At 72.2% G+C, this 12,669-nt stretch carries 13 protein-coding genes; 11 read left to right on the forward strand and 2 right to left on the reverse strand.

From position 1 onward, the window contains the following. The first annotated feature begins 44 nt into the window (after positions 1 to 44). The 5 genes from ABEB12_RS03790 to ABEB12_RS03810 are packed head-to-tail and all read left to right on the forward strand — an operon-like array spanning position 45 to position 5,802. Positions 45 to 1,832 (forward strand): ABC transporter substrate-binding protein, encoded by a 1,788-nt coding sequence (locus tag ABEB12_RS03790; protein WP_185058972.1) that lies wholly within the window; start codon positions 45 to 47, stop codon positions 1,830 to 1,832. A gap of 18 nt (positions 1,833 to 1,850) precedes the next feature. After that, entirely contained in the window at positions 1,851 to 2,849 is a 999-nt protein-coding gene (locus ABEB12_RS03795) for an ABC transporter permease subunit (protein WP_185058973.1), read from the forward strand. Beyond that, positions 2,842 to 3,774: an ABC transporter permease gene (locus tag ABEB12_RS03800; RefSeq protein ID WP_345702511.1), complete on the forward strand. Its 933-nt coding sequence runs from the start codon at positions 2,842 to 2,844 to the stop codon at positions 3,772 to 3,774. The genes ABEB12_RS03795 and ABEB12_RS03800 overlap by 8 nt, the downstream gene beginning before the upstream one ends. Next, entirely contained in the window at positions 3,771 to 4,781 is a 1,011-nt protein-coding gene (locus ABEB12_RS03805) for an oligopeptide/dipeptide ABC transporter ATP-binding protein (protein ID WP_185058974.1), read from the forward strand. The genes ABEB12_RS03800 and ABEB12_RS03805 overlap by 4 nt, the downstream gene beginning before the upstream one ends. Continuing rightward, positions 4,774 to 5,802 (forward strand): dipeptide ABC transporter ATP-binding protein, encoded by a 1,029-nt coding sequence (locus tag ABEB12_RS03810; RefSeq protein WP_185058975.1) that lies wholly within the window; start codon positions 4,774 to 4,776, stop codon positions 5,800 to 5,802. Before ABEB12_RS03805 ends, ABEB12_RS03810 begins: the two co-directional genes overlap by 8 nt. A gap of 422 nt (positions 5,803 to 6,224) precedes the next feature. Here the strand turns inward: ABEB12_RS03810 and dhaM are convergent, their stop codons facing one another. Beyond that, the gene (dhaM, locus tag ABEB12_RS03815) at positions 6,225 to 6,638 is read right to left on the reverse strand and encodes a dihydroxyacetone kinase phosphoryl donor subunit DhaM (protein ID WP_185058976.1); all 414 of its coding nucleotides are present in this window, start codon (positions 6,636 to 6,638) and stop codon (positions 6,225 to 6,227) included. 55 nt (positions 6,639 to 6,693) lie between these two features. On the opposite strand from dhaM, the gene ABEB12_RS03820 reads away from it, so the two are divergent. The 6 genes from ABEB12_RS03820 (at position 6,694) to ABEB12_RS03845 (ending at position 11,554) form a co-directional block, all read left to right on the forward strand. Then, positions 6,694 to 7,455 (forward strand): IclR family transcriptional regulator domain-containing protein, encoded by a 762-nt coding sequence (locus ABEB12_RS03820; protein ID WP_185058977.1) that lies wholly within the window; start codon positions 6,694 to 6,696, stop codon positions 7,453 to 7,455. Positions 7,456 to 7,536: 81 nt separating this feature from the next. Continuing rightward, positions 7,537 to 8,535, forward strand: coding sequence for a dihydroxyacetone kinase subunit DhaK (gene dhaK, locus ABEB12_RS03825; protein ID WP_185058978.1), 999 nt, complete (start codon positions 7,537 to 7,539; stop codon positions 8,533 to 8,535). Positions 8,536 to 8,547: 12 nt separating this feature from the next. Further along, positions 8,548 to 9,324 carry a dihydroxyacetone kinase subunit DhaL gene (gene dhaL, locus ABEB12_RS03830; protein WP_185058979.1) on the forward strand — a complete coding sequence of 259 codons (777 nt, stop codon included), beginning with the start codon at positions 8,548 to 8,550 and terminating at the stop codon, positions 9,322 to 9,324. Then, positions 9,321 to 10,241 (forward strand): aldo/keto reductase, encoded by a 921-nt coding sequence (locus tag ABEB12_RS03835; protein ID WP_185058980.1) that lies wholly within the window; start codon positions 9,321 to 9,323, stop codon positions 10,239 to 10,241. Before dhaL ends, ABEB12_RS03835 begins: the two co-directional genes overlap by 4 nt. A gap of 9 nt (positions 10,242 to 10,250) precedes the next feature. After that, on the forward strand, positions 10,251 to 11,132 hold the full coding sequence (gene mshB, locus ABEB12_RS03840) for an N-acetyl-1-D-myo-inositol-2-amino-2-deoxy-alpha-D-glucopyranoside deacetylase (protein WP_345702512.1): 882 nt from the start codon (positions 10,251 to 10,253) through the stop codon (positions 11,130 to 11,132). Next, positions 11,129 to 11,554, forward strand: coding sequence for a hypothetical protein (locus ABEB12_RS03845; protein WP_345702513.1), 426 nt, complete (start codon positions 11,129 to 11,131; stop codon positions 11,552 to 11,554). The genes mshB and ABEB12_RS03845 overlap by 4 nt, the downstream gene beginning before the upstream one ends. Here ABEB12_RS03845 and ABEB12_RS03850 read toward each other — a convergent pair. After that, positions 11,551 to 12,594, reverse strand: a complete 1,044-nt coding sequence (locus ABEB12_RS03850; protein WP_345702514.1) for a GNAT family N-acetyltransferase — start codon at positions 12,592 to 12,594, stop codon at positions 11,551 to 11,553. The two genes, ABEB12_RS03845 and ABEB12_RS03850, sit on opposite strands and share 4 nt — an antisense overlap. Positions 12,595 to 12,669: the final 75 nt, after the last annotated feature.

Genomic DNA, 12,669 nt, shown 5'->3' on the forward strand with positions numbered 1-12,669 from the left:
GTAGGGTCCGCCAATAGCGAAATGCCGTTGCGGAGGGGGCAGCGATGGGGGTACGCGCACGGACCGCGGTCGGGGCGCTCGGGGTGGTTGCCGCCCTGGCGCTGGCCGCCTGCTCCGCGGGCACAAATGAGGCCGGGGACGACGTCGGCCGGGAGCAGAACCTGGCGCCCGGCGCGATCGGCGCGGTGGACCAGCCGTACAACCGGCCCAAGGTGGCCGACATCGGCGAGGTCAAGGTCACCGTCGAGGAGAGCTTCCAGGACTACAACAACAACACCGGCGCGGCCAACAGCCTGGCCAACGACTACTTCAAGCCGATGTGGGCGCCCTCGCCGTACTTCCTGGACAGCGACCTGAACCTCAAGATCGACCGTGACTACATGGAGTCGATCACCGTCAAGTCGGCGAACCCGCAGGTCGTGGAGTACAAGTGGCGGCCGGAGGCGGTCTGGTCGGACGGCGCCCCGGTCGGCTGCAAGGACATGTACCTGCTCTACCTGGCGGCGGTCAGCCCGACCAGGGCGTTCGACTCCGCGCCGCACGGCTACAACCAGATCTCCAAGTTCGACTGCTCGCCGGACGGCAAGACGGTCACCGTCACCTTCGGCACGCCGTTCGCGGACTACCGGGGCCTGTGGTCGGCGGCCTGGCTGGCCGGCGGGCAGCTGCTGCCCGCGCACATGCTGGAGCAGCGCACCGGGATCCCGGACATCACCAAGGTGCCGGTCGACAAGGACACCCCGGAGGCGCGCCGGGCCGGGCAGTTCTTCACCCAGGGCTGGAGCGACTTCGACCCGTCGGTCGGGCTGTCCGCCGGGCCGTACCGGATCGAGAGCGCGGTGCGCAACCAGCGCATCGTGCTGGTGCGCAACGAGCGCTGGTGGGGCAACCCGGGCGGCCCGAGCAAGATCACGACCACCGCGGTGCGGGACGCGCAGGCGGCCGTGCAGCAGATCCAGAACAAGGAGGTCGACGTCACCGGGTTGCAGGCCGACCCCACGGTGTCCGAGCAGCTGCGCGCCTCCGGCGAGTTTCGCCTCTACGCGCGCGGCGGGCAGACCTACGAGCACCTGGACTTCAACATGGCCCGGCCGCTGTTCCGGGACCACCCCGAGCTGCGCAAGGCGGTGGCCGCCTGCGTCAACCGGCAGGACATCGTGGACAAGCTGGTCAAGGGGGTCGACCCGAACGCCAGGCCGCTGGGCAACTTCCTGATCAACCCGAACGAGCCCGGCTACCAGGACCACTACGCCGGCGTGGGCGCCGGCAACGCCGACCAGGCCCGCAAGCTGCTCACCGACGCCGGCTGGGCGCCGGGGCCGGACGGGGTGCTTGCCCGCAACGGCCAGCGGGCCAGCTTCCGGATCGGGCACAAGCTGGTGGACCGGCGCAACCAGACGGTGCAGCTGATGGCCGGCAGCTGCCGGCCGGCCGGCATCGAGATCACCGATGCCGGGCAGGAGGCGTTCAACGACCAGATGCTGCCGGCCGGTGAGTTCGACGCGGCGCTGTTCGCCTGGGTGGGCACGCCGGTGAAGTCGACGCTCACGCCCAACTACACCAGCAAGGCCAAGGGCGGGGTGGCCAACTACAACGACTACTCGAACGCCAAGGTGGACGAGCTGCTGGCCCGGGCGAACACCGAGCTGGACTTCCCCACCCGGCTGGCCACCTTCAACGAGGCCGATCAGCTGATGTCGCGGGATATGCACAGCCTCCCGCTGTTCCAGCTGATCGACTTCTCGGCCGCGCAACGTAACATTCAGCCGGTCAGCTACCTGAGTACCGGCGGGCCGTTGTGGAACGCGTTCGCCTGGCAGAGAACCGGCTGACGGGGGAGGCACAAGCTCGTGCTCCGGTACGTGATCCGGCGGGTGTTGATCGCGGTCCCGCTGCTGATCGTGGCCTCGGTGTTGACGTTCGCGCTGACCACGGCGATGGGTGACCCGCTAGGCGAGTGGAAGATGCTCCAGCCCCGGACCCCGGAGGAGATCTCCGCCCAGTACGAGCGGATCGGGTGGAACCGGTCGGCCCCCGAGCGCTACCTGGACTGGGCCGGCGGGTTCGTCACCGGTGACTGGGGCACCACGATCACCCCGGGCAGCGGGACCGAGGACGTGCGCTCGGAGATCGGCCGGGCGCTGGGGGTCACGCTGCGGCTGGTGGTGGCGGCCGAGGTGCTGGCCCTGCTGATCGGCATGGCCATCGGGGTGGCCGGCGCGGTGCGGCAGTACTCACCGTTCGACTACACGGCCACCGGCCTGGCGTTCTTCATGTTCTCCATGCCGCTGTTCTGCGTCGCGGTGATCCTCAAGTTCGGCGGCATCCAGCTGAACAACTGGCTGGAGAGCGCCGGCCTGGACCGGTGGATCGTCACCTCGGGGCCACCGGACGGCGGGTTCTCCGGCGGCTTCTTCTCGGCGATCTACTCCTACACCGGCGCGTTCCTGTTGCCGGTGCTGTCGTTGGTGGCGATCCAGTTTGCGCTGTACAGCCGGTTCCAGCGGGCGTCCATGCTGGACGTGCTGAACGCCGACTACGTGCGCACCGCCCGCGCGAAGGGGCTGACCCCGGCCCGGGTGGTGGTGCGGCACGCGCTGCGCAACGGGCTGATCCCGGTGCTCACCGTGTTCGCACTGAACCTGGGCATCCTCATCGGCGGCGCGGTGATCACCGAGACGGTGTTCGGCTGGCGCGGCATGGGGCAGCTGATCGTGGACGCGATCACCAAGAAGGAGCCCTGGATGGTGCAGGGCTGGATGATGGTGACCGCCATCGTGATTATCGCGTTCAACCTGGTCGCGGACGTCGTGTACGCCTACCTGGACCCGAGGATCCGCCTTGGTTGACACAACCGCTACTCCGACGGTGGCCGGCGTCGCGTTCGAGGTGCAGGCCCGGGCGCAGTGGCGGACCATCCTGCGCCGGTTCGTCCGGCACCGCGCCGCGCTGGCCGGCATGGTGGTGTTCGCCCTGCTGCTGCTGTTCGCGTTCGCCGGGCCGCTGGTGTGGACCGCCTCGCTGGACGCGGGGCAGGGCGGCGGCAAGCTGCCACCCAGCGCCGAGCACCCGTTCGGCACCGACCGGATCGGCCGGGACATGCTGGCCTCGGTGATCTCCGGTACCCGCTTCTCGCTGCAGATCGCGCTGGTCGTGGCGGTGGTGGCGACCGGGATGGGGGTGCTGCTCGGCGCGCTGGCCGGTTACCTGCGCGGCTGGGTGGACGCCACGGTGAGCCGCATGATTGACCTGCTGCTGTGCATCCCGCCGCTGGTGATCACCGCTGTGCTGGCGCGCAACACGTTCACCCTGGCGCCGTCGGCGCAGAACGCCAGCAACTGGCTCACCGTGGCGCTGATCATCGCGCTGTTCACCTCGTGGTTCCCGGTCGCGCGGACCATGCGCGGGATGGTGCTGTCGCTGCGGGAGAAGGAGTTCGTGGAGGCGGCCCGGGCGCTCGGGGCGTCCACGCCGAGGATCGTGTTCCGGCACATCCTGCCCAACACGGTGGACGTGATCATCGTGAATGCCACGGTGACCGTGGCCCAGGCGGTGCTGCTGGAGTCGGCGCTGTCCTTCGTGAACCTGGGTGTGCACCGGCCGGAGGCCTCGCTGGGGCTGCTGATCAACGAGAACAAGAACGAGCTGGCCACGCTGCCCTGGTTGTTCTGGTTCCCGTTCGTGTTCATCGTGCTGATCTCGCTGTCGGTGAACTTCATGGGGGACGGCCTGCGGGACGCCTTCGACCCGAGGCAACGGAGGGTCCGGGCATGACCGAGGATCTCCTCGAAGTGAAGGACCTCGAGGTGTCGTTCGGCACCGAGGACGGCACGGTGCGCGCGGTGCGCGGGGTGTCGTTCGGGCTGCGCGCCGGGGAGGTGCTCGGCGTGGTCGGCGAGTCCGGCTGCGGCAAGTCGGTCACCGCGTCGGCGATCATGGGACTGCTGCCACGCAACGCGAGCCTGGCCGGTTCGATCAAGCTGGCCGGCTCCGAGCTGGTCGGCGCGGAGGCCAAGGACCTGCGCGAGCTGCGCGGGAACCGGGTCTCGATGATCTTCCAGGACCCGATGACCTCGCTGAGCCCGGTCTACCCGGTCGGCTGGCAGCTGGCCGAGGCGTACTGCGCGCATCATGACGCGCACACCCGGGTCGGCTGGGCCGAGGCGGTGGACGCGCTGGCCCGGGTGGGCATCCCGGAACCGAGGCGGCGGGCCAAGCAGTACCCGCACGAGTTCTCCGGCGGCATGCGGCAGCGCGCGATGATCGCGATGGCGATCATCAACGACCCGGAGCTGATCATCGCCGACGAACCGACCACCGCGCTGGACGTCACCGTGCAGGCGCAGATCCTGGAGACGCTGACCGGGATCTCGGCCGACACCGGCGCGTCGATCATGCTGATCACCCACGACCTGGGCGTGGTGGCCGGGGTGGCCGACCGGGTGCAGGTGATGTACGGCGGCACGCTGGTCGAGTCGGCCGCGGTGCGCGACCTGTTCGCCGAGCCGCGCATGCCCTACACCGCCGGGCTGCTCGGCTCGGTGCCGCACCCCGAGCAGGTGGGCCGGCCGCTGGTGCCCATCCCCGGATCCCCGCCGTCGCCGCTGCGGCTGCCGCCCGGCTGCTCGTTCGGCCCGCGCTGCCCGCTGGCCCAGGACCGCTGCACCGAGGCGGAGCCGGAGCTGGTGGAGATCGACATCGACCACTGGGTGCGCTGCCTGCGCTGGTCGGAGCTGGAGCCGGCCGCGCTGGCGGAGGGGGAGGAGCGGCCCGGTGAGTAACTTTTCCACCCAACCCCTGCTGGTGGTGCGGGACCTGGTGAAGGACTTCCCGGTGCGGGGCGGGGGGATCATCCCGCGCACCGTCGGCCAGGTGCGGGCGGTGGCCGGGGTGTCGCTGGACCTGCGGCCGGGCGAGACGCTCGGGCTGGTGGGCGAGTCCGGCTGCGGGAAGTCCACGGTGGGCCGGTGCATCCTGCGGCTGCACGAGCCGACGTCCGGCTCGGTGGTGTTCGCCGGCGAGGAGCTGACCACCGCCGACCCGGCCCGGATGCGCTCGCTGCGCCGCGACCTGCAGATCGTCTTCCAGGACCCGTACGCCTCGCTGAACCCGCGCTGGACGGTGAACGACATCGTCGCCGAGCCGTTCGAGATCCACCGCCAGCTGGACGACGTGCAGTACAAGGTGGACGAGCTGCTGGAGCTGGTCGGGCTCAACCCGGAGCACCGCAACCGCTACCCGCACGAGTTCTCCGGCGGGCAGCGCCAGCGGATCGGCATCGCGCGCGCCCTGGCCCTGCGCCCCCGGCTGGTGGTGCTGGACGAGCCGGTGTCCGCGCTGGACGTGTCGGTGCAGGCCGGCGTGATCAACCTGCTGGCCTCCCTGCGCGAGCGGCTGGGCGTGGCATACCTGTTCATCGCCCACAACCTGTCGGTGGTCCGGCACATCTCGGACCGGGTCGCGGTGATGTACCTGGGCAAGATCGTGGAGACCGGCACCCGGGCGGAGATCTACGCCGGCGCGCGCCACCCGTACACCCAGGCACTGCTGTCCGCCGCGCCGGTGCCGGACCCTCTCGTGGAGCGCCGCCGGCAGCGCATCGTGCTCACCGGTGAGGTGCCCAGTCCGCTGGACCCGCCGTCCGGCTGCCGGTTCCGCACCCGTTGCTGGAAGGCCCAGGACATCTGCGCCCAGGAGGAACCCCAGCTGCTCGAGGTGGACGGATCACCGGCCAACCACCGGGCCGCCTGCCACTTCCCCGAACCCGCCGAGTCCGCCCTCCCGGTGACTTCCGCGGGCTGAGGGTGTCGGGTGCGGGTTTAACGATCGGCTTGGACGGGCCGGCTTGGGTTTCTGGCTGGTTGGGGTGCCGCCCGCCGCTCGTCACCGAGCGCTGGCTCAGTCCGGTCGACGGCGCGGTTGGACCGGACCCACCCAGCACTCGGTGAACGTAGCCGCCGACCCGCAGTCACATCTGCCCCACCCGTCGCGCCTCGGTGACTCAGAGTGAGCATCGCCTGGTCGCGCAGGCCGGCTGGGGGCGTCGAGCGTGTCGCTCGCTGAAGCCGCCCCCAACCCCACCGGCCGCAGCTACGCTCCGCACTCGCATCGCGACAGGCGGCACTCAAGCCCACAAGAAGCCCCAGCCCGCCCGTCCAAGCTGATCTTTAAACCCGCACCCGTATACCGACGCCCGCCCAGCCGCGCGGCGTCGGAATTGACGGTCAGAACTTGCGGGCTTCGCGGGCTTGTTCGGCGGCGGTGATTACCGCGGCGAGGGGTGCGCCGGTGGCGGCCAGGACGGCGGCGGCCACCGCGCCTTCCACGAAGGGGGCGTCCACGAGCACCAGGTCGGGGCGGTTGCGTTCGGCCAGCACGGCGCGCGCGGTGAGCACCGAACTGCCCAGGTCGGGCAGGACAGCCACGCCCGATCCCCGGTCCACCCGGCGAATGGCGGCGTCGATCAGGTCGTAGCTGGTGCCGAGCCCGCCGTCCTCGGTGCCACCGGCCACGGCCACCGCATCGGCCGCCACGCCCAGTTGGCCGAGTAGGTCGCGCAGTCCGGAAGCCAGTTCGGCGCTGTGGGACACGAGTACGATCCCGACAGGTTCAGCCGGTTCGACCGTATCGCTGGACATGCCGGTATGGTTTCATGGCTGAACAGCATTCGGCAATTCTGAAACGAGGTCGACGGTGGTTCAGTCCGTGCAGCGCGCCGCGCGGCTGCTCGGCCACCTGGCCGAGGGCGGCCCCCGACTGGGCCTGGCCGAGCTGGCCGAACGGCTCGGCGTGGCCAAACCCACCGTGCACGCCCTGCTCCGCACGCTGGAGGGCGAGGGCCTGGTGATGAAGGACCGGCGCACCGGCCGGTACGCGCTCGGCCCCGGCGTGCTCACCCTGGGCAACGCCTTCCTGGAGACCCACGAGCTGCGCATGCGCTCGCTGACCTGGGCCGACCTGCTCGCCATGCGGGCCGACGAGGCGGTCTGGGTGGGCGTGCTGACCGGCTCGCGGGTGCTGGTGGTGCACCACGCCTTCCGCCCGGCCGGCGCGGTGCAGATCCTGGACGTCGGGGCCAGCCTGCCCTGGCACACCTGCGCGCTGGGCAAGGCGATGGTGGCGTTCGCCCCGGCCGGCCTGCGGATGGAGCTGCTGGACGGCGAGCTGCCGCCGCTGACCGGGCACAGCCTGGTCGACAGGGCGGCGGTGTCCGGCCAGCTGGCCGAGGTGGGCAACCTCGGCTACGCCGTCGAGAACCAGGAGTGCGCGCTGGGCGACGCCGGAATCGCCGCGCCGGTGTTCGACCGGGCCGGCCTGGTGGGCGCCATCGGCGTGGTCGGTCCGGTGGAACGGGTGCTGGACCCGGAGCGCTCCCCGGAGCTGGCGGTGAAGGTGCGCGAGGTCGCCCGGCAGCTGTCCCGCGAGCTCGGCGCGGGTCGCGCGGCGTTGGTCTGAGCGGTGGTTGACAGTGATTCGGGCCACGCATACTGTTTTTATGCCGTTCAGTATTGACGAACGATGGTCAGGAGCTCTGGCATGAAGAAGCTGATCAACGCGCCGGAGTCGGTGCTGGTCGACGCCATGGCCGGCCTGGCCGCCGTGCACCCCGAGCTGCGGGTGGACCCGGAACAACGGATCATCACCCGGGCCGAAGGACCGCGCGCGGGCAAGGTCGCGCTGGTCTCCGGCGGCGGGTCCGGGCACGAACCCCTGCACGGCGGGTTCGTGGGGTACGGGATGCTGGACGGCGCCTGCCCGGGCGAGATCTTCACCTCCCCGGTGCCGGACCAGATCCTGGCCGCCGCCAAGGCCACCGACGGCGGGGCCGGCGCGCTGTTCATCGTGAAGAACTACACCGGCGACGTGATGAACTTCCAGCTCGCCGAGGAACTGGCCGGCGACGAGGGCATCACCGCGCGCGGCGTCCTGGTGAACGACGACGTGGCGGTGCGGGACTCCACCTACACCGCCGGCCGGCGGGGAACCGGCGCCACGGTGTTCGTGGAGAAGATCGCCGGCGCGCTGGCCGAGCGGGACGCGCCGCTGGACGAGGTGGCCGACGTGGCCACGCGGGTGAACGACGCCTCCCGCTCGTTCGCCGTGGCGCTCACCGCGTGCACCGTGCCGGCGTCCGGGCGGCCCGGGTTCGACCTGCCCGAGGACGAGATCGAGATCGGCGTGGGCATCCACGGCGAGCCGGGCCGCGAGCGGGGCAAGCTGCGGTCGGCCGCTGAGCTGGTCGAGCTGGCCATGGACGCGATCCTGGAGGACCTCCCGCTGGCGGCCGGTGAGCGGACGATCCTGCTGGTCAACGGCCTCGGCGGCACTCCGCTGATCGAGCTGTACCTGGTCGCGGGCGAGGTGGCGAAGATCCTCGGCGGGCGACGGGTGGAGATCGCGGCCAGCCTGGTCGGCAACTACGTGACCAGCCTGGACATGGCCGGGGTGTCGATCAGCGTGTGCCGGGCGGACGACCAGCTGCTGGACCTGTGGGCCGCGCCGGTGCAGACCCCGGCGCTGCGTTGGGGACGTTGAGAGGACCAATTGATGAAGATCGACGTGGCGCTGGCCGTTGCCTGGCTGGACCGGTTCGCCGACGCGGTGGACGCGCACCGGGACCAGCTCACCCAGCTGGACAGCGCGATCGGCGACGGTGACCACGGCAGCAACATGCAGCGCGGGTGCGACGCCGTGCGCACCGCGCTGGCCGACGCCGAGCCGGCCACCGTCGGCGCGGTGCTGGTCAAGGCGGGCGGGACGCTGATCTCCAAGGTCGGCGGGGCTTCCGGGCCGCTCTACGGGTCGGCGCTGCGGGCGGCGGGGAAAGCGCTGGGCGACGGGGAGTCGGCCAGCGCCGAGCAGCTGGTCGAGGCGCTGAACGCGGCGATCGCCGCGTTGGCCAAGCTCGGTGCGGCGCAACCCGGCGACAAGACCATGCTGGACGCGTGGACGCCCGCCGTCGCGGCCCTGGGTGAGGCGGTGGCCGGTGGCGGCGGGTTGCCGGCGGCGGCCGAGGCGGCGGCCGAGGCGGCGGAACAGGGCGCGGCGGCCACCGTGCCGCTGCAGGCCCGCAAGGGACGGGCGTCCTACCTGGGGCCGCGCAGCATCGGCCACCGGGACCCGGGGGCCAGCTCCACCGCGCTGCTGTTCGCCGCGCTCGCCGAGGCCACCCGGGACGCGCCGGGCGCCACCAAGGACGCGCCGGGCGTCACCGAGGACGCGCCGGGCGTCACCGAGGACGCGCCGGGCGTCACCGAGGACGCGCCGGGCGTCACCGAGGACGCGCCGGGCGTCACCGAGGACGCGCCGGGCGCCGCCGGGTGAGCGCGGGCGGAGTCGATCGGCTGGCCCTGGGACTGGCCGCACTGGGCCGGCCGGCGTACATCAACCTGGGCCGCGACGGCGAGCTGCCGGCCGAGCGAACCGTGGACGAGATGCGCGCGGCCAGCTGGGCGGTGCTGGACGGGGCCTACGCGGCCGGCGTGCGCTGGGTGGACGTGGCCCGTTCCTACGGGCGGGCGGAGGAGTTCCTGGCCGGCTGGCTGGCCGCCCGGGGGCAGCCGGAGCTGACCGTATCCAGCAAGTGGGGCTACGCCTACGTCGGCGAGTGGCGGATGGACGCCCAGGTGCATGAGCTGAAGGAGCACTCGGCCGCCCGGCTGCGCGAGCAGTACGCCGAGTCGCGGAAGCTGCTCGGCGACCGCCTGGACCTCTACCAGGTCCACTCGCTGACCCCGGACAGCCCGCTGTTCACCGACCGGGAGCTGCTGGGTCTGCTCGCCGAGCTGGCCGAGTCCGGCCCGCGGCTGGGTTTCTCCACGTCCGGGCCGAACCAGGCGGACGCCATCGAACGGGCGCTGGAGCTGGGCCTGTTCTCCGCGGTCCAGTCCACCTGGAACCCGCTGGAGCCCTCGGCCGGGGATGCGCTGGCCGCCGCGCACGCGGCCGGCTGCCACGTGATCGTCAAGGAGGCACTGGCCAACGGGCGGCTGGTGGTCACCGCCCCGCCGGCGGTGGACCGGTTGGCCACCGAGTACGGGGTGGGCCAGGACGCGGTCGCGCTGGCCGCCGCGCTGGCCCAGCCGTGGGCGGACACCGTGCTCCTCGGCCCGGCCGGTGTCGGGCAGCTGCGGGCCAACCTGGCCGCGCTGGACGTCCCGATCGACCGGGCGGAGCTCGCCGACCTCGCGGAAGACCCTGCGGACTACTGGAAACAACGCTCCGCCCTCGCCTGGAACTAAGCTTTCCCGGTGGGTTCGAACGCGGCGCGCCGGTTGTTGCTCGTGCACGCACATCCGGACGACGAGACCATCACCACCGGCGGGACCATCGCCCGGTACGCCTCCGACCCCGACACCCACGTGACCCTGGTCACCTGCACGCTGGGCGAGCAGGGTGAGGTGATGGTGCCCGCGCTGGCCGGGCTGGCGGCCGAGGCGGCCGACCAGCTCGGCGGTTACCGGGTCGGCGAGCTGGCCACCGCCATGGCCGCCCTGGGCCTGCGCGACCAGCGGTTCCTGGGCGGGATCGGGCGCTGGCGGGACAGCGGGATGACCGTCGTGGACGGGCGGCCCGCCGTGCCCCCGACGCTGCACCCCAGGGCGTTCTGTACCCCGGCCGACCGGGCCGAGCAGGTCGACGCGCTGGCCGCGATCATGGCGGAGACCCGGCCGCAGGTGGTGGTCGGCTACGACCCGGGCGGCGGATACGGGCATCCTGATCACGTGCGCGCACACGAGATCACCATGGCCGCCGCCGCCCGCACGCCGTCGGTGCGCAAGGTGTACTGGACCGTGGTGCCGCGCAGCGACCTGGCGGCCGGGCTGGCCGAGCTCACCGGGGCCGACCTGCCGTGGCGGCTGGGCGAACCGGGCGAGCTGGTCTGCGTACCGGACGAAACGGTGACCACCAGGCTGGACGTCGGCCGGCAGCTGCCGGCCAAGCTGGCCGCGCTGCGCGGGCACGCCACCCAGCTGACCGTGTGGGCGAACGGCGAACGCCGCGCCTTCGCGCTGACCAACGAGATCGGGCAACCGGTGTACCGCGAGGAGTGCTACGTCCTGGCCGCCGGCCGGCAAGGCATTCCCACAACGCCCGAGCGTGACCTGTTCGAGGGGATCGAGACCGCATGACCGACGACCGGACCGCGACCGGTACCGCACTCGCGCCGCTCCCGGCCGAGCCGAGGGAGCAGACCGGCGCGATCTCCGTGCTGGCGGTGCTGCTGGTGGACACGGTGTTGCTCGCGGTGCTGGAGCTGTGCTTCCTCACCCTCTACTGGGGTGCCGTCCCGATCCCGCTCAGCGCGTTGCTGGGGTTGGTCACCACCCCGTGGCTGGTGCGCAACGCCGGCGCGGTGGCCGGTGTGCCGGGGGCCGGCCTGGTGTTGGGGGCCTGGGCGGTGGTCATCTTCGGGATCGGCCTGGCCGGCCCCGGTGGTGACGTGCTGCTGCCGCTGGACCTGTTGTCCATGGCCCAGGTGATGGCCGGGCTGCTGCCCGGCGCGTTCGTCCTCGGCCGGGTCATCCGGAACGAACGCGCGGGGTCCGACTAAGGCGTGTCCGGCGGCACCAGGTAGATGTAGCGGTGGTGCTGGCGGAAGCCGAGCCGCCGGTACAGGGCCATGGCGGGCACGTTGTGCTCGGCCACCTGCAGCACGCACCACTGCGCCCCCCGGTCCAGCGCCCACCGGGCGCCGGCGCGCATCAGCGCGGAACCCACGCCGGCCTTGCGGTACTCGTGGGCCACCCACAGCCTGGCCACGTGCAGGTGCCCGTCCACCAGCGCCAGCCGCACCGCGCCGACGGCGGTGGGGCCGTCCCGTGCCACCCCGAACCCCATCGCGTCCCGGTCGGCCAGCGCGGGGGCGGTCAGGACGTGGCGGGCGGCTTCGGAGGGCTGTTGTTCCTCCACGGTGAGGCGCCACCAGTCCGCGTCCGGTCGCGGGTCGATCCTCGGCGCCACACCGGGCCACTTCGCCGGTTCGCCCGGCTCGTTGTCCGGGCCGGCGGACCGGCCGGCCAGCTGGGCCAGCTCGGTGACCTGTACGGACACCTCGGCGCCCGGTGCGTGCGACTCGTCCAACCGCCAGCCGTGTTCGGCCAGCCGCTCGTGCCACGGCGAGTCGCGCGGCACCTGTGCCCTCGGTCGTAGCCCGTGCCGGGCGGCGAAGCCGACCGCCTCGGCCAGCGCTTCCGGCGTGGGACGGCCCGGGTCGCCGACCACCAGGGTCGAGTTGGCCCGGCCGGTGAACCCGCCGGCGGCTCGCAGCCGCCACTGGCCGAGCGGCCGGTCCACCACGGCGGGCCAGGCGTCGGCGCACAGCCGTTCCAGCCGGGAAACCGCCGCCCAGGACGCCCGCCGGGCCCGGGGCTGGGGGATCTCCCGCACCGCCACCACCGCCTCCCTGGCCACCCGGACCGGACCGCGTCTGGTGTGCACCAACAGGTCCGGCCGCCCCTCGGACTCCAACTCGCCGACCGAGTCGGTGAATAACGGCCGCCCATCCCGGGTAGCCAGCCGGTGCCGCAAGGTCACCCGGCAGCCGTGTAGCCGGGCCAGCAGCTCAGCGGACCGTGCGCCGCGGATTTCCACAACATCGAGTTTGCCGCATCCGGCTTTCCGGGAGAGTGATTCAGCCAACAGAGGCCTACCTTGGTACGCGTGATG

The organism is Actinospineispora eucalypti, assembly GCF_039543365.1.
Classification (GTDB): Bacteria; Actinomycetota; Actinomycetes; order Mycobacteriales; family Pseudonocardiaceae; genus Pseudonocardia; species Pseudonocardia eucalypti.

Coding starts and splice junctions, on each gene's coding strand:
- ABEB12_RS03845 (WP_345702513.1), top strand. CDS start 11,129: ATGACCGACGACCGGACCGCGACCGGTACCGCACTCGCGCCGCTCCCG.
- dhaM (WP_185058976.1), bottom strand. CDS start 6,638: ATGTCCAGCGATACGGTCGAACCGGCTGAACCTGTCGGGATCGTACTC.
- dhaK (WP_185058978.1), top strand. CDS start 7,537: ATGAAGAAGCTGATCAACGCGCCGGAGTCGGTGCTGGTCGACGCCATG.
- ABEB12_RS03790 (WP_185058972.1), top strand. CDS start 45: ATGGGGGTACGCGCACGGACCGCGGTCGGGGCGCTCGGGGTGGTTGCC.
- ABEB12_RS03805 (WP_185058974.1), top strand. CDS start 3,771: ATGACCGAGGATCTCCTCGAAGTGAAGGACCTCGAGGTGTCGTTCGGC.
- dhaL (WP_185058979.1), top strand. CDS start 8,548: ATGAAGATCGACGTGGCGCTGGCCGTTGCCTGGCTGGACCGGTTCGCC.